This window comes from Psychrobacter sp. TWR1-1-1 (assembly GCF_049895865.1).
GTDB lineage: Bacteria > Pseudomonadota > Gammaproteobacteria > Pseudomonadales > Moraxellaceae > Psychrobacter > Psychrobacter immobilis_A.
Map to the genome: position 1 here is coordinate 1 of NZ_JAFCTE010000019.1, position 21,936 is coordinate 21,936.

Annotated in this window: 17 protein-coding genes; 6 read left to right on the forward strand and 11 right to left on the reverse strand. The window is 43.9% G+C overall.

Annotated features, from left to right (window positions below; translation table 11 throughout):
- Positions 1-96: 96 nt before the first annotated feature.
- The 7 genes from ACP69U_RS12565 to ACP69U_RS12595 all read right to left on the reverse strand — a co-directional run bounded on the left by ACP69U_RS12565 (position 97) and on the right by ACP69U_RS12595 (position 7,971).
- Positions 97-654: a DUF6414 family protein gene (locus tag ACP69U_RS12565; RefSeq protein WP_426138677.1), complete on the reverse strand. Its 558-nt coding sequence runs from the start codon at positions 652-654 to the stop codon at positions 97-99.
- A 117-nt stretch (positions 655-771) separates the two neighbouring features.
- Positions 772-1,182, reverse strand: a complete 411-nt coding sequence (locus tag ACP69U_RS12570) for a hypothetical protein (protein ID WP_201560905.1) — start codon at positions 1,180-1,182, stop codon at positions 772-774.
- A gap of 87 nt (positions 1,183-1,269) precedes the next feature.
- A complete protein-coding gene (ylqF, locus tag ACP69U_RS12575) occupies positions 1,270-2,226 on the reverse strand; it encodes a ribosome biogenesis GTPase YlqF (protein ID WP_045452455.1) in 957 nt (318 codons plus the stop codon).
- A 124-nt stretch (positions 2,227-2,350) separates the two neighbouring features.
- On the reverse strand, positions 2,351-5,389 hold the full coding sequence (locus ACP69U_RS12580) for a DUF2339 domain-containing protein (RefSeq protein WP_426138678.1): 3,039 nt from the start codon (positions 5,387-5,389) through the stop codon (positions 2,351-2,353).
- A gap of 155 nt (positions 5,390-5,544) precedes the next feature.
- Positions 5,545-6,015, reverse strand: coding sequence for a hypothetical protein (locus tag ACP69U_RS12585; RefSeq protein ID WP_314885784.1), 471 nt, complete (start codon positions 6,013-6,015; stop codon positions 5,545-5,547).
- Positions 6,016-6,151: 136 nt separating this feature from the next.
- On the reverse strand, positions 6,152-6,943 hold the full coding sequence (locus ACP69U_RS12590; protein WP_426138679.1) for an SDR family NAD(P)-dependent oxidoreductase: 792 nt from the start codon (positions 6,941-6,943) through the stop codon (positions 6,152-6,154).
- A gap of 287 nt (positions 6,944-7,230) precedes the next feature.
- A complete protein-coding gene (locus ACP69U_RS12595) occupies positions 7,231-7,971 on the reverse strand; it encodes a dienelactone hydrolase family protein (RefSeq protein ID WP_426138680.1) in 741 nt (246 codons plus the stop codon).
- Between the two features lie 243 nt (positions 7,972-8,214).
- Between ACP69U_RS12595 and ACP69U_RS12600 the strand changes: the two genes are divergently transcribed.
- Entirely contained in the window at positions 8,215-8,754 is a 540-nt protein-coding gene (locus ACP69U_RS12600) for a YcgN family cysteine cluster protein (RefSeq protein WP_426138681.1), read from the forward strand.
- A gap of 79 nt (positions 8,755-8,833) precedes the next feature.
- Here the strand turns inward: ACP69U_RS12600 and ACP69U_RS12605 are convergent, their stop codons facing one another.
- Positions 8,834-10,195 carry a DUF4105 domain-containing protein gene (locus ACP69U_RS12605; RefSeq protein WP_426138682.1) on the reverse strand — a complete coding sequence of 454 codons (1,362 nt, stop codon included), beginning with the start codon at positions 10,193-10,195 and terminating at the stop codon, positions 8,834-8,836.
- A 245-nt stretch (positions 10,196-10,440) separates the two neighbouring features.
- Here ACP69U_RS12605 and ACP69U_RS12610 point away from each other — a divergent pair, with 245 nt between their 5' ends.
- The 5 genes from ACP69U_RS12610 to ACP69U_RS12630 all read left to right on the forward strand — a co-directional run bounded on the left by ACP69U_RS12610 (position 10,441) and on the right by ACP69U_RS12630 (position 17,915).
- On the forward strand, positions 10,441-11,340 hold the full coding sequence (locus ACP69U_RS12610) for a CBS domain-containing protein (protein ID WP_045445952.1): 900 nt from the start codon (positions 10,441-10,443) through the stop codon (positions 11,338-11,340).
- Positions 11,341-11,583: 243 nt separating this feature from the next.
- Entirely contained in the window at positions 11,584-13,167 is a 1,584-nt protein-coding gene (lnt, locus tag ACP69U_RS12615; RefSeq protein WP_238034586.1) for an apolipoprotein N-acyltransferase, read from the forward strand.
- Between the two features lie 179 nt (positions 13,168-13,346).
- Positions 13,347-13,784: a hypothetical protein gene (locus ACP69U_RS12620; protein WP_426138683.1), complete on the forward strand. Its 438-nt coding sequence runs from the start codon at positions 13,347-13,349 to the stop codon at positions 13,782-13,784.
- Positions 13,785-14,138: 354 nt separating this feature from the next.
- On the forward strand, positions 14,139-15,701 hold the full coding sequence (locus ACP69U_RS12625; protein ID WP_198329979.1) for a peptide MFS transporter: 1,563 nt from the start codon (positions 14,139-14,141) through the stop codon (positions 15,699-15,701).
- 396 nt (positions 15,702-16,097) lie between these two features.
- Complete coding sequence (locus ACP69U_RS12630; RefSeq protein WP_314885777.1) at positions 16,098-17,915, forward strand: aminopeptidase P family protein; 1,818 nt, start codon at positions 16,098-16,100, stop codon at positions 17,913-17,915.
- Positions 17,916-18,038: 123 nt separating this feature from the next.
- On the opposite strand, the gene ACP69U_RS12635 is transcribed toward ACP69U_RS12630, so the two are convergent.
- The 3 genes from ACP69U_RS12635 to ACP69U_RS12645 form a co-directional block, all read right to left on the reverse strand.
- The gene (locus ACP69U_RS12635; RefSeq protein WP_426138685.1) at positions 18,039-18,911 is read right to left on the reverse strand and encodes a hypothetical protein; all 873 of its coding nucleotides are present in this window, start codon (positions 18,909-18,911) and stop codon (positions 18,039-18,041) included.
- Positions 18,912-19,026: 115 nt separating this feature from the next.
- Entirely contained in the window at positions 19,027-20,406 is a 1,380-nt protein-coding gene (gene fabF / locus ACP69U_RS12640) for a beta-ketoacyl-ACP synthase II (RefSeq protein ID WP_372815712.1), read from the reverse strand.
- A 96-nt stretch (positions 20,407-20,502) separates the two neighbouring features.
- Positions 20,503-21,843 (reverse strand): anhydro-N-acetylmuramic acid kinase, encoded by a 1,341-nt coding sequence (locus tag ACP69U_RS12645; protein WP_372815713.1) that lies wholly within the window; start codon positions 21,841-21,843, stop codon positions 20,503-20,505.
- Positions 21,844-21,936: the final 93 nt, after the last annotated feature.

The window sequence follows — 21,936 nt, forward strand, 5'->3', positions numbered from 1 at the left end:
TTGTTCAAAATTGTTGCTCATAAATATCGCAACCGTCGTCAGCGCTATGATCTTAGAATGAAGCTATTCGCCGCTGTTGTGAATTTCGAGCTTGGTTTATGACTTTTGCAAGAGGTCTAGTTTATCTATATCACTAATTCTCTTAATTTCAGCGTTCAGCACGCTAATTTTATCTCTTTCATCTTTTCCTTTTTGAACTCTCGAGAGTTCCGCTTTAACTAACTTAATATTTTCGTAATTAGTAACATATGTTAGTGCTTTACCCATTCGGTTAAAGTTATTAAGAGTACTTATTATTGAATCTATATCGTTGAATGTTGCCTTTGCTGTGACTTTTATAAATGATTTTTCTTTTATCAGTTTCTCTAAACTAGAGCTTTCGTATGAAACTGTCAGTACTTTATTTTCTTCAATAAGCTTTTTTTCAAAAAGAGTATATGAGTAGTCATTTAAAAACTTCTTTTCTGTGTTTCTTTCACTGTTTTTTAAGATATCGCCAACTATTCTACCGCTATTCATAGAACCTTTTTGTTGTTCTGATTCTGATTTTTCTAAGTTCTTCTCATTCAAAACGTATTCAGTTACTCCCTCAAAAAGCTGTGAAGATAGCGAATACATTTTGTCTTCATCAAGATATATAATATTTTTAATCACTTCTTTTCCTTTTTATATAGTCATCATAGTGTTTTCTTCTAGTATCTACTATTGACCAAACAGCTATAAGTATACCTATCAAAGCTAAGATAATAGTCGCAACTATAATTATAGTAGTCATATTTTATTCTCAACAGAAGTAATAGGTATTCTTGAAACTGCATCATATACTGAGTAGCTGATAACAAATGAAACTACTGATAAACCAATAGCACAAAATGTTATAGCTTTAATATCAATAACATCTGCTCCAACTAGATTCAAAGCTAATAAAATGCTATAAAAAGCTATAAATGTAATCGAAATACCATTTTGGACAGTTTTCCACTGTTCTCGTTGTCCTTCGTAGTGTTCTATTTCGTTGATATTAGAGATGTGCAAAACTAATCCGAAAGCAACAAAATCAGAGGCTGATAATAGATCGAGACTACCTTCTTTGGTTACAAACCAAACCATAAATCTTGCCAGAATGGGAATTAAACCTACAAGTACTGTATAAATTAGCCATTTAGTCTTTTTATTTCTCATAGTCCAAGATGTACCTTAGAAGTTTTTAGAGTAAATAAGTACGCATATTATCAATATCAAACTATAGTAGGATTATGTTCCGGTAACCTACTTTCGATTCTTCCGCGTTTTCAAACGACGTAAGCGTTTTTCTTCTTCTTTAGCGATTCTTTTCTCTTCTGCTGCTAAGCGTTGCTCGGCGACGACGAGTTCTTCAGCTTCAGACATGGCTGGCGTCTCAAGCGTAATACGCCCAAGCTTAGCACTACGTAACTCGTTGATCAAAATCTCAGACATGCGGTACGTATCGACTTGATTGCCCGAACGTACACAGCCGCGATTGCGTCCAGCGACTTCAAAAAACTCCCAATCAGTCTTTGGTAGCGCTTCAATTTTATAGCGAGTTTTTAGCAGCTCAGGATAGGCTTGCATCAAGTATTCAGCGGTATAGCTGGCAACATCAGCGAAGTCAAAAGCCGTGTCACGAATACCGCCCGTCGCTGCCAGACGATAGCCAGAGTTTTCGTTTTCGACCTTTGGCCATAGCATACCGGGCGTATCATAGAGCATGATGTCATCGTCCAGCTTAATCAATTGCTGCGACTTAGTGACCGCTGGCTCATCACCAGTTCTTGCGACAGCACGTCCAGCCAAGGTATTAATCAACGTCGATTTACCGACGTTTGGAATCCCCATAATCATGGCTTTGATTTGGCGACCCGTACCCACTTTATTGGGCACAAGTTGTTTACAGATGGCGATGATACGTTTGACATCATTAGCTTTATCAGTATCGCAAGCAATGGCTTTCACACCGCTTTGCTGCTCAAGATAGTCCATCCACGCTTGGGTCAATTCAGGATCAGCAAGGTCGGCTTTGTTCAGGATTTTGATGACGGGTTTTTCGCCGCGCAATGCCGCGACCATTGGGTTTTCACTACTATATGGGATACGCGCATCGATCACCTCGATGACCAAATCCATCTGCGGCATGATTTCTTTGATTTCGTTACGGGCTTTGTTCATGTGCCCAGGGAACCACTGAATACTTGCTCTCTTATCCATCTGCTTTCATAGCCTTTTATAAAAAATGCGCAAAGTAAGACGATCGTCATTTACTTTTCATGGTGTCCAGTTTACTACAGAACCACCTTGTTCACGCTACAATTTCGCCCAACCAGATGCGCGGCTACTCTTGAGCTGGATTTTCTATTTCATCGCGGGCAGGGGGTAACGGTGCAAGATAACCAATGAGCAGAATCAAACTGCCTGCGCCAAGGAAAGATATCACTCGCCAAATCGCTTCTGTCTGTGACAGGTCAACCAATACCAGTTTGAGTACGACAATACCTAATAGCCCGATGCCCATAAACCAAAGCGTCCGCTGCCAATAGCGACTGGCGACGATGGTGGCGACTAAAGCTAAGAGCGTCCATAAAATAGTCAACCCTGTCTGCACTTGCTCGCTATTCCATGCGCCGCCCTGAGCGCTGTCCCACAGCGGTGTACCGATAAAGGCATGTAGGGTTCTGACCAACATACTGGGAATCAGCCAAAAGCTGATAAGTCCCAACATAACCAATAAATAATCGGCGGTAAATATGCGCTTAGTTTGGGGGGCTGCACTTGATTCGATAATACTCTCATCGCGGCGATGTTGGCTCATGTAATATAGACTAAAACCAACCAATAGCGTCAGCAATGAGGTAATGTCGTATAAATTCAGTAGTGGGAAGTAGGACAGTCCCCAAATCACCCCATCATAAGACCAGTTGGTAATGATGACCCAACTTAAAGCAATGGGCGCAAAGATAGCCGCGCAGCTTAATAGCGCTTGTTGCCAATCAAACCAGTATAGTGGGCTTTGTTTTAATACCTGATTCGTACGCTTATTTTGCTTACGATAGCTGGCATAATGATGACAGCACCATAATCCAGCCAGTATTAAAATGGCTGGAATCAAGACAGCCATCACCCCAGCGGAATCTGCGAGCCCATAGTGGGCGGCGGTAGCAATGATTAGAATGCTAGCTCCCAGCCAGCTTGTGCCATCATAGCGTGACAGCTCGGAATGGTCGTACCATGTCTTTAACCACGATTGTCCGACAATCAACCAACCAATGATTAAACCCGTAAATAGTAGCCAATCTGCTCCTTGCCATGATAAATGAAACTCGAATTTTTGCGGTAACTGTAGAACGAGCATGAGATAAAAGACGATCGATAAGCCGTGGCTAAGTTGTCTGATTTCTATCCACGAGCGATAACGATTGATTGTCCAATAAATGGCAAGGCTGACCAGTGCTGCGAGTGCAATCATGGTCGTCGTTGCTAGTGTCCAACTGGCAAACCACTGGTTAAAATCAAGCAGCAGCACTTGTAGTAGCCACGCTATAGCCGTAAAGGTCAAAAATCTTATGAGTATAGGACTGTGCCAAACAAGATTAAACACGGTGCTGTGGCTGTTGATTGAGGTTAGCCATTGCTGAGCGGCATGAGTGCTAATACCTAATGCGTTGGCATAGGTTGCTATCGCATCTGGCGTGGCGTTTTGCTCTTGGGAGAATGCTAAGCTATTATTTAAGTCTTCGTTCAAACTATCATTTAGCATAGCTGGCGAGTTGTTCGTGCGTAAAATAAATACAGTGGCTAGATAAGTCATAGCCGAAATGGTTAAGGTCAATGTTGGATAATCCTGAATGGCGAAGACGACTTTTACCATCAGCATACAGATACTGATTAGCTGCAATAACAAACCAAATAACACTGACCATGCGCGTAGTGAGCGCCGTCCAAACCACACCAGTGCCAACCCTTGTACTGACCAGCCAAAAGCAATCCATTCAGCATCTAATGCTAAAGGGATTACCAGCGCCAAAAAACCAAATCCTAAAGCCAGCATGCCCTCGGTGATTAAGGCGTAACGCTGGCTACGCTGCACAAACAACCAGCCGAGTCCTAAATAAACAGTGGCTAAAATAGCACTAGCGATGGTTAAAGCGTTAGGAATGTCATCTAATAATGCCGCAAATAAACCAAAGGCTAATATCGGCACTGAAAACAGCAAGCCAGTATCAAGAGGGAATACATAGCTATTATTTCTTGCGTGAACGCTATCTAAATGCTTTACGTTGTCTGCGCTATCTGTCTGGATGATGTCTGTTTCATTAAGAGTATTGTAGGCAATGATTTGTTGAGCATAGCGAATGACGACAAACAGATATAGCAGTAAATGTAAGGTGACCAGTAGGACTAAAGACCAGCGCTGCGCCTCAATGACTGTGCTCAAATTTTCACTGATGCCCCAGTAGTAAGCCAATCCAAAGGTCACAGTGACACCGAATAAATTCAGTATTTTCCATGGGCGGTAATGCGCGATAATCGCAATCGTCACGTTCAATAGCAGATAGTAACTAAACAATATCACCAAACTGCCCGTGTCTTCACTGGTCAAAATAGGCGCAAAAAAACCACCCGATAATGCCAACAACGCCAGCGGAAAAGCGTTTTGACGCACGGCGAGTGCAATGGTAATCGCAGATAATAGCCCAAGCCCAATAAAGCTCGGTAAACTAGGCAGGACTTGGTAAACGCTATAGGCAAAAAAGGTCGTTAAATACGCAATCGCTAAGCCTGCGCCTTGTAGAGTGATGCCATAAGCAAAGCGATTTTTTGCCAATTTTAGACCTAATGCTGCCAGACCTAAACCGAGGATGCCAATCGCTAAAAGCTTGGATGCTATCGACACTTCGATATAGTCGCTTAACAAGCGAAGTAGTAGCACCACACCGATAATTAGGACGATCACGCCAACGCGTACGACTAGATTACCGCCAAAGAACCAGTTTTTGATGGAGTGAATCAGCGAAGTGACGATAGGCAGTGAGCGCTCATCAGGCTCTATGGGTGATGGCTTTTTTGGAGAAGGGGCTGGTTTCGGGTGAATCGTAGCAGTAGGTAAAGGAGGTGCTGAGTCAAATAGCTCCTCAACAATAGGTTGGGGCGAGTGAGTCTCAGCTAGCGTTTGAGTCATTGGTTCAGTATGAACGTCAATGTCATTATCGGCGTTATTATTCATAGAGCTGACACGGTGTTGCTGCGCTTGTAACTCATCTTGCAGTTGCGTGATGTCTCGTTGAAGCTGATCAACGCGTCGCTTTAGTTTATTGTAAAAAACGATAATCACTACTAGACAAACAAGCAATACAAACCCGCTGATATCAGACATAGCGCTACCACACCGTTACTCAATATTTGATGGCTTGATGATGACTCGATTTCAAAGCAAACACAAGCAAAGCGCTCATCAAAATAAACGGCTTAGCCAAAGATTATTCGTTCACGATTATGGAGCTGACCTTGATGCTTTATAAACTAAGATATTTAAGCGGTATATAATTTATGTCTTTCTGACAACGTACATTCACGCAAGGTTAGATAATTCACCATCCCTGAGACGATACCTGCAATAACACCGATAATAATTAAAGCTGAAATCAAAGATACTTCGACTGTACCTGCGTATTTTTGCCATAGTACAGCAAGAGAGGTCAATACCCCAAAGGTAAAAAATCCATGCTTTATCGTCAACCAAAAAGCAGTTGGGAAGAAGGCTACTTTTTTTTCTTTGATACCAAAATAAGCCACCATAGTTAAAATCATGGCTAACGTAATCGATAAGGTAACAGAGGTACCGAGTACTGTGTCTTCATTATTGGTAATAGAGTCAACAGATATTGCGATTGATGAGTATGTTTTTAAGAAGAAATATTGTATGCCGCCGTTAATGAAAGCATTGATTACGCCAGTAAGCATAGCGCCTTTTAGCAATTTTGCGTTTAATGTTGTTGCCATGGTTTATGTTCCAAGTCCAAAATAGGTTTATGCATAAAAAATACTGAGTAGATAAAATCCTACCCAGTATGGTCGAATGCTCAACACGCCCTATTATGTATCGTTTATAAATTTATGATTAAAGTGATGGCTGAGTTTATGAGGTTGGCATTTTACTTTTGTAAACGCCGCCGCCATTGACTGTCAGTTCAGCACCAGTAATCCAAGACGCTGCATCACTTAACAAAAACGCCATCGCTTGAGCAATATCTGCTGGCACGCCACGTCGTTTTAGGACGATACCTTTGACCACATTATCGATCATCTCTTGGGTATAACCGGCTTCTTCAGAGGAAGCACCATTATCTACTGTACCAATAATTAATGAGTTAAAGCGCACTTCAGGACCTGATGCGACCGCCATACTTTTCACCATATTTAGCAAGCCCGCTTTAGCTGTGCTGTATTCGATAAATTCTGGCGATGGTGTATTGCCAACCATGGATCCAGAAAATACCACAGAGGCGTTTTCTTCTTTTTTTAAATACGGCATACATAAACGAGTCAAATGATAAGATCCCAAGGTGTTGAGCTTATACGCATTGACCATTTTTTCGGTGGTAGACTCCCATAAGGGCGTATTTGCACCCCAACCGACGTTGTTAACTACTGCAGAAATCTTACCGAATTTTGCAATAGTTGCATCGACCAAGGCTGCAATTTGCGTCTCGTCAGTAAAGTCGGTTTTCATACCTAAGGTTGCATTGCCTGTTTCTTTTTCGATATCAGCGGCAATTTGCTTCACTTTATCTTCATTTAAATCAGCGAGGACAATGTTGCCTCCTAATGAGCTTAAAAACCGTGCCGCCTCGCTACCAATAGCGCCTGCTGCACCACTGATAATGATGGTTTTATGATGAAAGTCGAATAGTTGTTGGATGGTTTTCATGGTTTTACCTTATTATTAGTGAGTGATTAGTAAGCTATCAGCAAGTGGTGTGACCGATTTTATGAATCACGACTGTGCAATAACCATGTTAGCGTCTTAAATCCTTACTAATAGTAAGCCTTTGTAAGTATATAATGAGCAATGTGGGTTTTGTATGATCAAAAAAAGCAGAGTGCGGCGGACGCACTCTGCTATATATTGGGTTAATAGATAGGGATTAATAAATAGTGGGTTAATAACCTGAAAACAGCTATTGATATGCCTGATCCAAAGATTATTTACCTAAGTTATTTACCTAAGTTATTTTCCATAAATTCAAGCATGTTTTCCCAGCTTTGCTTGGCAGCGGCTTCATTGTAGCCAAGATCAACATTATTTTTAGCAGCGCGCTCATCAGCATGTGGGTTGGTAAAGCCATGTTTAGCGTTGTCATAAACATCGATAATATAGTCAACACCAGCAGCATCTAGTTCTGATTTTAGACCTTCTATTGCTTCCATGGATACCATTGAATCATCGCGACCGTGAGCAACCAATACGTTAGCGGTGAAGTTTTTATCCGCTGGCTGTTTTGGTGTTGGGTTGCCATGGAAAGTGGCGACCGCTTTTAATGGCATACCTTCGCGAGCCATATCAAGCACGACCTTACCACCAAAGCAAAAGCCAATCGCTGCTAGATTGTCACCATCAACGGCTAGTTGGTCGCTAAAGTCATTAAGGATTAAACGGCAGCGCGACATCAGCATATCTTGATCTTCTAATACTTGCTCCATCCACATATTCGCTTGCGTGGCATCGGTGGTCAGCTTGCCTTCACCGTACACGTCCATTGCGACGGCGGCATAACCTGCTTCTGCCAAGCGCTCGACCACTGATTTTGGGTGATCAACGATACCCCACCATTCTGGCGCTACTAAAATTCCCGCAACAGGATGGTCGTCAGATGCATTTTCTGGCAATGCCACATAGCTGATAAGCTGGACACCGTTTTCGGTGGTACTGATTAATTCAAAAGTCTTAATTGACATATTATTATCCTTTTTTATGTGAGGAGTTTTACGTTATAAAGGTTATTTGTCTGTGTTTTTGCTATATCGTTTTTCTTACTTTTACTACCTTAACGCTCAACCTAGGCAAAAACAGCTATAATACTGTAACGCTCTTTATCAAAATGCTACGGCACCTTTATGACACTAAACTTGTTAAACAACTGTGCAGCCCACCTAGACTCTGACGCAACTTTGCCGCTAAAAGTCACGGAAAAATCAGCTGTGAGCTTATTTCCTGACAGTGGTAATGAAAGTAATAGCGACCATGACAGTAAACTCAATGACACATTGCGTCCGAATTTTTGGTCGCGCTTTGCATTGTCAGAACTCAATCATAGCGAATGGGAAGCATTGTGTGATGGCTGTGGCAGCTGCTGTTTGATTAAGTATATTGACGAAGATGAGCATGGTGATGTGGATGAAGAGTTGGTCGAGTATACCGATGTGACTTGCCAGCTAATGGACTGTACGACAGGTTATTGCCAGCACTATGACACGCGTCAAGAGCATGTGCCAGACTGTATTCAGCTAACCATGGACAATCTCCCGCAGATGATGTGGTTGCCTTCGCACTGCGCGTATAAGCGTTTGTATAAAGGAAAAAATTTGCCAAGTTGGCATTTGTTATTGACCCAAGATGCAGTGGTAACGCAGCAACAAATGCGTGCTGCCAATGTTGGCGTGGCTGGGCGCTGTGTTTCTGAGACTGGTATGTCTGATGAAGCGATGGAGGAGCGGGTGGTCAGCTGGGTTAAGCCTTGATAATACTGAGAGTTACTGAAATCGGTGACATCAGTGACGTTGGTGTTATTGCAGGGTAAAAGTATAATGCTACTTAATTTTAATAAGAAGCATGAGCTGCAGATTTGGCTTTTGCCTCAGCATCTTCTTGCGTGTCAGCCAATGGCGGGATAGGAATGTCCTGACGAATTTGCTCAGAGAACTCGCGGCTGTTTTCGTTGCTATTAAGGCCAGACTCTAGATTGATTTGATTATCAAATCCTTTAACCTTTGAGTTGATATGGGTACGCTCGTACCATGTATCCATTGACCAAGGCTGTCCAGTATTTTCTGGAGTAGCGTCAAGCATACCGACATCATATAGATAATTTGGCAGCCAGCCAGAGACCCAAATACGATAATCCCACGGCAGGCGATCACCACTGACGATACGCGCCATATAAAAAATGATATTGGTGCAATTACTGAGTAATGTGTTATACCAAGCAGGCTTGGCATTCAATTCATCGGCAGCGGTTAAGTAAGATTCAAATAGTGACTTGACCTCGTGCTGCTGCAAGTTACTAACGGGAAATAGATAAACTTGCTCGCCACGCGCATTCGTTCGGGTATAGATAATATCGCGCTCTTCTGCGGCAATCAGGCTCAGCTCATAGCGTCTAAAAAACCCTGCCAATGCCGAAAACGATTCGCCTTCTTCTTTACGAATCTCAAATGAGAAAGCAAGCGGTCTATCATCTTCAAAACGAAAACTGACCAACGTATGGGCAATCAGTGGACCCATCCAGTAAGAGTTGGTGACATCGAGGCCAGATAGTTTGGACATATCAATGGTACGTGTGTCCCAGCGTTCGGTCGCCTCCGTGTCGGTATGCCAATCAAAGTTGCGTACATTGGTTAGGGTCACCAAATCAGGATTGGTTGCATCGCGCTCGTAAGTGACTCTTTCACTTACCTCAGCCATCCAGTCGCGCTCTTGTTGAGGTTCAATAGAAAAAAACCAGCCAACGCCTACCAACCAAATAGCGCCATATAAAGCGGTTAACCATTTATTTGCTGACTTGCTACTTATGGTTGCTTTGTTGCTCCATGGTTTACTGCTGCCTTGTTTATGATCAAAGCGCTTAGCCATTTTTGGCCAACAGCGAACGCCCAGTAAGGCTGTTAGTACACCAACAATGAAAAGTGCGGTTAACCAAGTGATGGCAGAGCCTGCCCCAAACTGATACCAAATCGCCAGCAATAACCAAACGGCTGACAGTAGCAAGGTAATAATGATGAAAAACTGTACAAGATAATATCGCCATGTAGGTGTCGGTTGGCGACCATTCGCAGTGTTGTTTTTTAAGCCGTATCTATTTGAACCATGATTATTTGACTCAAGCGTGTCCAAGCCGTTATCTGAACGATGGCTATGTGAGTGCGGCGTGAGCAGGCGAGAGAAAAAGGAACGTAGCGACATAGGGTGTGCTTTGGTGTGTGAAGGCTTTGACCATAGCAAAGTTTATAACGTACTGACAATACAATTTGAGTGAATTTATCGTTGAATGTCGGTGAGCCTTGCGCTAAAGTGAAGCTACTTTGATCTGCTCTATTTATAATTTAATAATCAAAGATCTGTTTTATTTGCTGTATTCATCCCCATCTACGTCTGTTATTACGTATTATTTTAATTGTTATTAACTAAAGAGGTTAAATCACATCACCATGTCTGACGACACTCCCAGCCCGAGTAGTTGGTCGATGCGCGGCTTAAAACGCTGGCTATCGACCGCCCCCGAAACCCGTGACGAATTGATTCGTCTGGTACAAGACTCGCGCCAGTTCTTAGAGCCTGATACCGTCGATATGTTGGAAGGCGTGCTGGATCTGCCTGCGACACAAGTGCGCGAAATTATGACTCCGCGTCCGCAAGTGGTTGGGCTGCACGAAAGCACCAGTCTCGCTGAGGTGATGGATATCATCCTTGAGACCACCCATTCGCGTTATCCTGTCTTTGACAGTCAAGATGATGATGCCGTCATTGGCATCTTATTGGCCAAAGATTTGATTCCTATTCTTGTGCATATGGTGCGCGATCAAGAAGATAAAATCGATAGCAAACGTTTGAGAGATCTGGTACGTCAGCCGCTATATATTAGTGAGACGGCACGTTCTGATACCTTGTTACGCTCATTGCAGCGTACCCAAGTACATATGGCGATTGTCGTCGATGAATTCGGCAACTTTGGCGGTGTCGTTACCATGGAAGACTTGCTTGAAGAGATTGTCGGTGACATCGTCGATGAGCATGATGACTTCGATGAAGACAGTGATATCAATAACATCGTCGCTGATCCTGAAAAACCAAATACCTGGCGTGTGCAAGCGTCTACCGTGATTGAAGACTGTAATGATGAGCTTGGCAGTCATTTTGATGATACGGATGTCGATACCATGGGTGGTCTAGTCATGCAGGCGCTTGGTTATGTGGGCGATTTGGAAGGTGAAAGCGTGGTGATAGATGATTGGAAAATCACTATTACTGATGTTGAAGGGCGTTTTATCCAAAATCTTGAGCTCACCAAAATCAATCCTGATCAGCAAATATTGATAGGCAGTCATTGATGTGTCGATAGCGACCTAAACATTGTTTGATATACTCAAAAAAACACGATTGCGGTCGTGTTTTTTTGTGTTTGCTATTGGGTATTTGCTACGCAATGTTACCTATTAATGGGTTGAGACTGGTATCATGGGCGGGTTTAACTTTTAGATACTGTACAAAACACAATACGGTCTGCTTCAGCTTGGTTTTCATCTGAATGTTGACGCTTAAAATTTTGAAAAATATGGTTTTGGATAACTGCTATGCGCCTGTCTACTGTTGATTTACAAAAACGCCTGAACCCTGATAAGCCCAAGGGTTTGCCTATAGCGCTGACGGTATTGATTGCGTTGTTGGCAGGGTCGGTGTTTATATTTGCACTTGCGCCTTATGGCATTTGGCCACTGGCGCTAGTGTCGCCTGCTATTTTATACGCCTTACTGATGCCTGATATGAGTGGCAAGCGTGCTTTTCTTATCGGTCAGGCTTACGGTACGGGGCTTTGGTGCGTTGGTGCATTTTGGTTATACACCTCTATTCATGTTTATGGCGATACGCCAGCATGGCTTGCGCTGATTATGATTGCGCTGATGGGGTTAGGCATGGGGTTATTCCATGGCTTTTTGGCGTTGGTTTTCAACCGTATGGTCGGTCGTCAGCCGTTGTCGTTTGCGGCGTTATGGATACTCCAAGAGTGGCTGAAAACGTGGCTGTTCACTGGATTTCCGTGGTTGTTTGTCGGTTATGCCTTTACGGAGCAGTATTGGTTATCGTCATTAGCACCAGTCGCTGGCGTCTTTGCAGTGTCTTTTGTGGCGGTATTATTGGCAGCCAGTTTGGTTGAGCTATTGCGTCGCCGTGGCGGCTATATGATTCCGTCGATAGCATTGTTGGTAATTAGCAGCGCGTTATGGTTGATTAATCCGCAATGGACGAAACCAAAAGGCACGCCTGATTTGTCCGTGTCCTTAATCCAAGGTAATATTCCACAAGATTTAAAATGGCTCACCGAATATCAAATAGAAACCCTGAAAATTTATGCAACTCTGACAAGTACTGAGTGGGATCGCGATATCGTCTTATGGCCAGAATCCTCTATTCCTATGTTTCAAGATGAAGCGATTGGCTTTATCAGTGAAATGGTTAAAATGGCCAAAGAAACAGATACCACATGGGTAACAGGTATTCCTTATCGAGATTTAGAAAACTTTGACCCAAAAACGGATAAATATCCGCCATTTTATAATAGCGTGGTTGCGCTAGGTAGTGACGCTGAAGGGATGTATAAAAAGCAGCGTCTGGTGCCATTTGGTGAATATATTCCCTTCGAAGGCATGTTAGATATCTTGCCAAATCTTGCTGGTAGTCAAGAAATCATGAGCTATAGTCGTGGTAGTGACAACCAATCACCGCTGCGTGTACGTGGTCATAATTTGGGCTCAGCAGTCTGTTATGAAGTGGCTTACCCTGATACCACTCGTAAAAACGCGATTGGCACGGACTTCTTATTGACCATCTCAAACGATGCTTGGTTTGGTACGTCGGCAGGTCCATTGCAACATCTGCAAATGGTGCAGATGCGCGCGCTAGAGAATGGGCGTTGGTTTATGCGCGCGACCAATACGGGCGTGACAGCGATCATCGATCACAAAGGTCGTATCGTCGAGCGTGCACCGCAGTTTGAGCGCACAGTATTGCGCGGTGATGTTCAGGCGCGGGTTGGTAATACACCTTTTATGAGCTTCGGTAATTATCCGATTCTCTTTATCATTACGCTGTTACTTGTCTTGAGCTACTTTGGTAAGCGTGGGATGCCGCAACCGCGTTTGGGTAAGTCGCTAAAATAACTGGCTATTATTACCAGTCATAATGAATCGCTCGAATGGTTATGATAATTAACCACAAAAGCGAGTGGCAAAGTTTGTTGATAATAAATCCTTTAAATACTTAAGGGTTTTAACAAATCGGTACGAATTGCGATATAATAGACCAATATTTTAAATATTTTGTGCAAGGTGGATAAGGTATGTCAGAACATATTGTCGAAAACAACCCTAAGAAAGAGTTCTTATTTGCTTTAGGCGGTGTTGCCTTATTTTTAGGTATCGTCTTACTTATTGGTATTTCTGGATTTTTGCGTCCAGCAGGCGAGCACAGTACTGCTGAGACAACCGAAACCTCAGCGGCGGCTGATGAAGCAGAAGCGATTGCTGCTGAAGACACTGCGCCAGCTGAAACAGCACCTGTAGCCGCGGATGCTACAGCGACTGATACTGCTGCAGATGCAAGCGTCACCCCAGCGACCGATACTGATAGCGCTGTGGTTACCGCAGAAGCTGGTACTGCAACTGCTTCTGGTACAGTTAGTCAAACTGCGGTTGCAGATGCTGATCTAACGGCTGAGCAAGCAGACGGTGATTTGGAAGCGGGTGATACCACTGATGAAGCGGTAGCCGCACAGTAATATACGTAAGTCGATGCTACCTTTTTAAAGTACGGCTCGACAAACCGCTTCGCTTAAAGTCTAAGTATTTTTGCTTAAAACCTAAGTGTTTTTGCTTAAAGCCTAAGTATTATGGCAATATTATTGTAATACCATAAGCACAACAGCGTCGTCATCACTGCCATTGATGCTAAAAATAAAAGCCCGCTTTCAGCCAATGATAGCGGGCTTTTTTGTGGGTGTTTGTGTAATTATTGACCAATTATTTCTTTACTTGATTATATCTAGGTGAAACAATGATGCGCCTATATGACCGCTTGTCGGGATAATTATATGTCTGGTCGTTAATACAGTGGTCTTTAAAGGAATAAAGTTATGAGTACAGAATCAAAGTCAGAGGTTAGTGCTACTGAATTGGCAGCACTAGATAATGGATTTATGGGGCACCCTAAGCCGCTCCGTCCATTGTTTTTCACAGAAATGTGGGAGCGATTCTCTTATTATAGTATCCGTCCACTATTAGTATTATTTATGGTAGCGACCGTCGGTAGTGGCGGTTTTGGTTTCGATGAGGTCACAGCTTCTGCTATCTATGGTATTTTTGCTGGTTCGTTATATTTAGCGGCAGTACCGGGTGGCTGGTTGGCTGATAATTGGCTCGGTCAAGAGCGTGCACTCTGGTGGGGTAGTATTATTATCGCCCTAGGTCATTTGTGTATCGCACTATCCGCTATGTTTGGGATGACGCTGTTTTTTGTGGGTTTGATGTGTATCGTTCTCGGTTCAGGCTTATTTAAAACCTGTATCTCCGTGATGGTCGGAACGTTGTACCCCAAAGGCGATGCACGCCGTGATAGTGGCTTCACTCTATTTTATATGGGTATCAATATTGGTGCGCTACTGGCTGCCCTTATCGTTGGCGTATTTAAAGAAAAAGGTATGTGGCATGTAGGCTTTGGTGTCGGTGGTCTTGGCATGTTAGCTTCACTATTGATTTATCGTTTTTCAGCTAAAAAAACCTTAAATCGTTATGCTCGTGCCAAAAACATTACGCCTGAATGGGAACAAACGACTGGACGTTTCAAAAATGTAGGTCGCTGGGTTGGCGGGTTTCTCGCGCTACTTGCTGCCATTACTGTCTTAGTGTCGACTGGTATTATGCCATTTAACCCTGAAATGGTTGCTCAGTATATGACTTACCTCATTGCAGCAGTCGTCATACTATACTTTGCTGTCATGTTTATCTCACCGCGATTGGACAAAACTGACAAGCTGCGTTTGTTAATTTGTTTTATCTTAATCATCGGCTCGACGCTATTTTGGTCAAGCTTTGAGCAGCAGCCAACCTCTTTTAACCTGTTCGCTGATCGCTATACAGACCTGAATGTTTTAGGCTTTGAAGTGCCTAGTATTTGGTTCCAGTCGCTTAATCCCTTATTTATTTTAATATTAGCACCGATCATCAGCATTGTCTGGGTCAAGCTTGCCAATCGAGGTCTTGAGCCAAATAGTATGGTAAAGTTTGCGCTTGGTATGTTGTTTGCCGCTGCAGGCTTTGCTTTGATGATATTTGCCTCAAAAAGCATTTTGACTAGCGATGGTGGATTGGCTTCACCTTTATGGTTAGTGGGTAGTTTATTATTACTGACTCTCGGTGAGTTGGCGCTCAGTCCTGTTGGTCTGTCTGCAATGACTAAGCTTGCGCCAAAAGGCATGCAAGGTCAGATGATGGGGCTTTTCTTTGCTTCTCTCGCTTTAGGTAATTTGGTTGCTGCGTTCTTTGGTGGTCAAGTATCAGCGGATAAGATCGAAGGGTTGCCGGGCTTATTTACGATGATGACGATCTTTTTGGTGGTCACAGCCGTTGTCTTATTGGCATTAGCCAAACCGATCAATAATATGCTGCAAAAAAGCGAGCGTGCAGATAAGCTGAGCTAATTCAGACACACGATTAACGTGATTTAGTATCAATAGCAATACCAGCAAAAATGTTAGATGGCGAGACGTGTTACCATATCGGTAGCACGTTTTATGGTGACACTTAGTAAGTTATTGCCCCCACGCTATTGAAAGTCCGCTTTCCGCCCAAACATTTAATGATGCTCTGCTGTAATGCTCCTAAAAATATTTAGCCTTATCTATCTGGTCATTGACAACATTTTAATTTTTAAGACATTGAGCGGCTTACGCAGGTTTAGATGCTGAGCATTCAATGAATGATGAATAACTAACGCTTAAAACAGTTTACTCGCTCAAATAAGACGACTATCCATAGTCGCCTCACAATATGATTTTTCCAAATCTTATTTTTTAAAATCAATAAGGACACCTTTTATGAATAAACAAAGCATCCACGATCGTATTGACAGCCTACGTCAGGCGTTGGTAGCACAAGATCTGACCGCGATTATCGTACCGTCTGCTGATCCGCATTTATCTGAGTATCTGCCAGAATATTGGCAAGCGCGCTTATGGTTATCAGGATTCACAGGCTCAGTTGGGACGCTCGTTGTTACCGCTGATTTTGCTGGATTATGGACGGACAGCCGCTATTGGGTACATGCCGCTGACCAATTAGAAGGTACTGGTATTAGCTTAGAGAAGCTTGCACCGGGTCAGCCAAATCATATTGATTGGCTCGCCGAGCATTTGGCTGAGGGGGATAGCGTGGCAGTCGACGGCAATGTATTGTCTATCTCTGAGCAAGATAGATTGTTGAATGCCTTTGATGCCAATGATATTACGTTAATCACTGAGCGTGACGTATTGACAGAAATATGGAGCGATCGTCCAGCGCTACCAACCGCCAGTCTATATCAACACGATGCGCAGTTTGTCGCGCAGTCTGCTACCTCAAAACTTGCCGCTGTACGCGCAGGTATGGCTGAGGCAGGCGCAACCCATCACTTGCTTTCAAGCCTAGACGATATTGCTTGGTTGACCAATTTACGCGGTGCTGATGTTGACTATAACCCTGTGTTTTTGGCACATATGCTCATTAGCGAACATGACGCGACATTGTTTATCGATAATAATAAAGTCAGTAGCGAGATAGCACAAATCTTAAAAGACAGCGGTATCACCCTTGCTGATTATGATGCTGTGCAAGATGCGTTGGGCACATTGACTGCTGATGACTTATTGCTATTAGACCCAAGTAAAGTGGCAGTGGGTACGTTATCTAAAATGGGCGATGGCATAGGTTTTATTGAGCAAATGGCGCCAAGTACTTTGCTAAAATCGGTTAAATCTGACGCTGATATCGACCATGTGCGTGAAGCCATGCGTCAAGATGGCGCGGCATTAAGTGAGTTTTTTGCCGCATTTGAGCAGCGTTTAGCAAACGGTGAGCGTTTAAGCGAGCTGGACGTTGATAGTATGCTCATCGAAGTGCGCAGTCAGCAGCCACATTATGTATCGCCAAGTTTCCCGACTATCGCAGGCTTTAATGAAAATGGTGCGCTGCCGCATTATCGCGCAACACCAGAAAAATTTAGCTACTTAGATGTCAATGAAGGTGAAGGTGGTTTATTACTCATTGATTCAGGCGCTCAGTATCAAAACGGCACCACAGACATCACTCGTGTGGTCGGTATTGGACAGGTAAGCAGCGAACACAAACGTGACTTTACCACCGTACTCAAAGCCCATATTGCCTTAGCAAAAGCGCATTTCCCTGATGGTATCGCTTCACCACTCATCGATGCGATATGCCGTGCACCATTATGGCAGGCACAGATGGACTATGGTCACGGTACTGGTCATGGCGTTGGTTATTTCTTGAACGTCCATGAAGGTCCACAAGTGATTGCTTATAGTGCCAGCATGCCGAAAGAGCGTGCGATGAAAGAGGGCATGATCTCAAGTAATGAGCCAGGTCTATATCGTGAAGGCAAATACGGTATCCGTATTGAGAACCTGATGGTTAATAAACGTGTTGCCCAACCAGTAGAGACGGAATTTGGCGATTTTCTTAATTTTGAGACCGTTACCTACTGCCCAATTGACACCCGTTTAATTGAGTCATCATTATTGACTCAAATCGAAATTGATTGGTTGAATAATTATCATAGCCAAGTCTATGCAGAGCTAAAAGACCGCGTTGAAGGTGCGGCACTTGACTGGCTGACTGAGCGGACTAAGGCTATCTAAAGTAAACGCTCATATCGACGAATCTAAAATGAAAAAACCCCCGTAAAGTTTACGGGGGTTTTTTAGTACTAGGAATTTTTACTGAGGATTTATTGCTAAAAAGTGATGCGTAGGACGCAGCGTTTAGCTTGGTTTAGACTCTTTGTCAGTTCTTGCTTCATCTTCGCTTAGATTTTGAGTCACTTCAGCACGTAACCAAGATTTTAAATTCTCAGACATCAGCATCATTTGCTCACTGAGATAGTCATCAATTTGCATTTCCAACTCACGGATCATCTCTTGATGCGTGGTACTCAGTTTCGCATCTTTCAGTACCAGTTTGATGGCGGCACTGGCTTTGTCATTGACCGCTTTTATACTGTGATCGTCATTGATATGCTTGTCATGAGTGACATTAGCATGTTCACTGATGGTTTTGTTCTCAGAGCTGGTAACAAGGTTATCATCAGTATTAGATTGCGTCGCAGCCGATTTTTCAACATTTTGGTTTTTTTCAACCGTGTTATCAATGCTGAGCGATTCTGAATCACTCGCATCATTGGCATTCATAGCAGTCGTTTTATCAGCAATATTCTTCTTCTCAGCGGCTATTTGCTCAGTTTTCTGTTGTTCTTTTTGCGCGGTATCTGCTGCTTCACGAAGTTTGGCTGCTTCTTTTAATCTAGCACTTTCTTTTAATCTGGCATCCTCTGCCGCTTTTACTTTTTGTTGTTCTTCTCGCTGCTGTTTTTCTGCGGTCGCTTGCTCTTCGGCCTTTTTGTCAGTAATGGCTTTAGCGATGGCTTGCTCCGCTTCATGGTTTTCGTAGAGCTCATCGATGTGGGTATCCAAATCATGAGTATTAAAGACAAAGCTTTCAAATGGGGTATCGTTTTGCAGTAAGGTGGTGATGTCTTTTAGCTCTTGGGTAATTGCTGCGCGAATAGGTTCAGGCGCACACGTCCAGCGCTGGTAAAACTGATGAGAAAATGAGTAGCTTGACATGGTATCGTCCATAAATGTTCCAAAAATTACCCCTTATCATACGCAAATACGATAAGGGGCTGCAAGTGGACAAACGTAGCAAATCTGACACCAAGGTTACAACGACCGATATGGTGAGTTTTATACCTTAGTGATTCACGGGCCAGCGCGCAAATACTAACGAGCCATTGGTACCACCAAAGCCGAAGCTATTGGATACGGCATACTGTAGGTTTTCAACTTTGCGCGATTGGTTGGCGACATAGTCGAGGTTACAGTTGTCTTCCACATTGTCCAAATTAATGGTGGGTGGCACATGCTGATGCTGTAGGGCAAGGACGGTGAATATGGCTTCAACAGCACCCGCGGCACCAAGCAAATGACCCGTCATCGATTTGGTTGAGCTGACCAAAATGCGGTCTTTAACTGGGGCAAAAACGGTTTCAATAGCAATCGATTCAGCGACATCACCTGCAGGGGTGCTGGTGCCATGAGCGTTGACATAACCAACACTCGATGGCTCAATACCTGCATCATTTAGGGCATTACGCATCGCTCGCGCCGCACCGCTGCCATCTTCAGGCGGCGCGGTGATGTGACTGGCATCATCACTCATCCCAAAGCCGACCAGTTCAGCGAGTATGGTTGCACCGCGTGCTTTGGCATGAGCGAGGCTTTCTAGTACCACCATACCCGCGCCATCACCGAGCACAAAGCCATCACGGTCTTTGTCAAAGGGACGCGACGCCTTGGTCGGTTCGTCATTGCGAGTTGAGAGGGCATGCATGGCACCAAAACCTGATATACCAAGCGGGCTGGAGCCTTTTTCACTACCACCTGCTAGCATGACATCGGCGTCACCATAAGCAATCAAACGTGCAGCGAGACCCATCGCATGGGTAGCGGTGGTACAAGCCGTCGATGTCGCAAGGTTGGGACCTTTTAAGGTATGTTTAATCGCGACTAAGCCTGCTGCCATATTCACAATAGAGCCAGGAATGATAAAGGGCGAAACTTTCATAGCGCCTTTCTCTCGTAGCGTATCGCGACTGTTTTCAATGGTTTGGATACCACCAATACCTGAGCCTAAAATAATGCCGAATCGTTCTTGATTAACCCCGTGTACGGGCGCATCAGCAGCACTTACTTCATCGATAAAACCAGCGTTCTGTAATGCCATACTAGAGGCGGCAATACCATAATGAATAAATTCATCATAGCGTCGCGCGTCTTTGGCATTCATATATTGCTTGGCATCGAAATCCTTGACCACGCCAGCAATTTGAGCGCGATAGCCAGTAGCATCAAAATGTGTAATTGGCGCGATGCCGCTATCACCATTGAGCAGCTTAGTCCATGAGCTATCGACGTCGAGTCCCAAAGGTGTCAACGCACCCATACCCGTAATTACGACGCGCAAGTCATCGCTACGCTCATAGTGCGGTAGTTTCTGACGCGGTTGATGCTCTGCTGTTGCGCTAGCATCATTGGTAGCTTGATCAGTAAGTGAACTGCTGTGTTGGCTCATGCGATATATCCTATACTTACAAGTCCTAAGAGGAGGGTATTTCAGAATTCATTATAAAACACATAAGTGCACGTGTGTAAACTAAAATTTGACCAGTCAGGCGAAACAAACCTGACCCAAAACCACGCCTTTACTCGCGCCAGTGACAGCTGGTAAGTTACCCGTTTCACCTATTAGTGTTTGCCGTGCGAGCCATGCAAAGGCGACGGCTTCGACCCAAGCAGGATTCAGCCCTAAGCTTGCGGTGGTCTCTACTGTGCAATGGGGCAGATGCGCTTGCAAGCGAGTCATCAAATAATCGTTTAATGCACCGCCACCACAGACGTAAACCGAGCTATTTTCATGAGCATTAATAAACATGTTAATTTGCATACTGGCACTCATCGCTGTCAGCTCAGTGAGTGTTGCCTGTACATCGGCAGATGAGTAACGGACATCAGCAGATGCTTGATCGAATTTTTGCAGCTCATCTTGTAGCCAAGCTAGGTTAAAATCTTCGCGCCCTGTACTTTTAGGATAGCTTTTATGAAAAAAAGGATGTTCCAAAAGCTGATTAAGTAGCGGCTCAACCACTTGTCCTGACTGCGCCCATGCGCCGCCCGCATCATAATCTTTTTCGGTATGCAGTGTTGTCCACGCATCCAACAATAAATTGGCAGGACCCGTGTCATAACCAATCACAGGACTATCGCTTGCTGGCAAGACAGTGATATTGGCAATACCGCCTAAATTTAATAACACGCGCGTGCTATCAGGCGTGGCAAATAACGCTTGATGAAAAGCTGGAACCAACGGCGCTCCTTGTCCACCAACTGCCATATCGCGGCGGCGAAAATCGCTGACGACGCTAATGCCAGTACGCTCAGCAATGATATTGGCATCGACCAATTGCAAGCTAAAGCCCAGTTGCGGACGATGGCGTACCGTTTGACCGTGACAGCCAATCGCCAATACCGACTCTACATCAGTATTCGATTGCTGCAATAAATTATTGACCACCTCGCTGGCAAATTCAGCGTATTCTTTACTTGCCCAACCGAACCAGTCTAATTCGCTGTTTGGCTCACCCTCTGCGGGTAGTAATTCTTGAACACCATTAGGCTGGCATAAATCCAATAACACTTTACGCAAACGCGGCGGAAACTCTTGGCTATGAGTTGCTAACAGTCGCATCGGTTGCTGTGTATCTTTTTCAGCACTACTATCACTACTAAACTGACAAAGAACCGCATCCATCCCGTCTAAGCTGGTGCCAGACATCATGCCGATATATAAGCCATCATCGAAGTTTTCAAACACGGTTTGCTCGAGTGCATCGGTCAAGGTGGCATAGTTTAAATCGTCAATATTATCTAGACGGCTATCTAAGCTCATCTCTAAACTTAAATCTGTGTCAGGAGTATTCTGAATATCGTCAATCGATACGGGCTTGGTCATGGCAATTTACCTTAAAAAACGCTAGTATATCTCTCAAATTCTAACATCTTTTACTGGCTATGAGATTCTAAATAGCCCAAACGCGTTACCCTT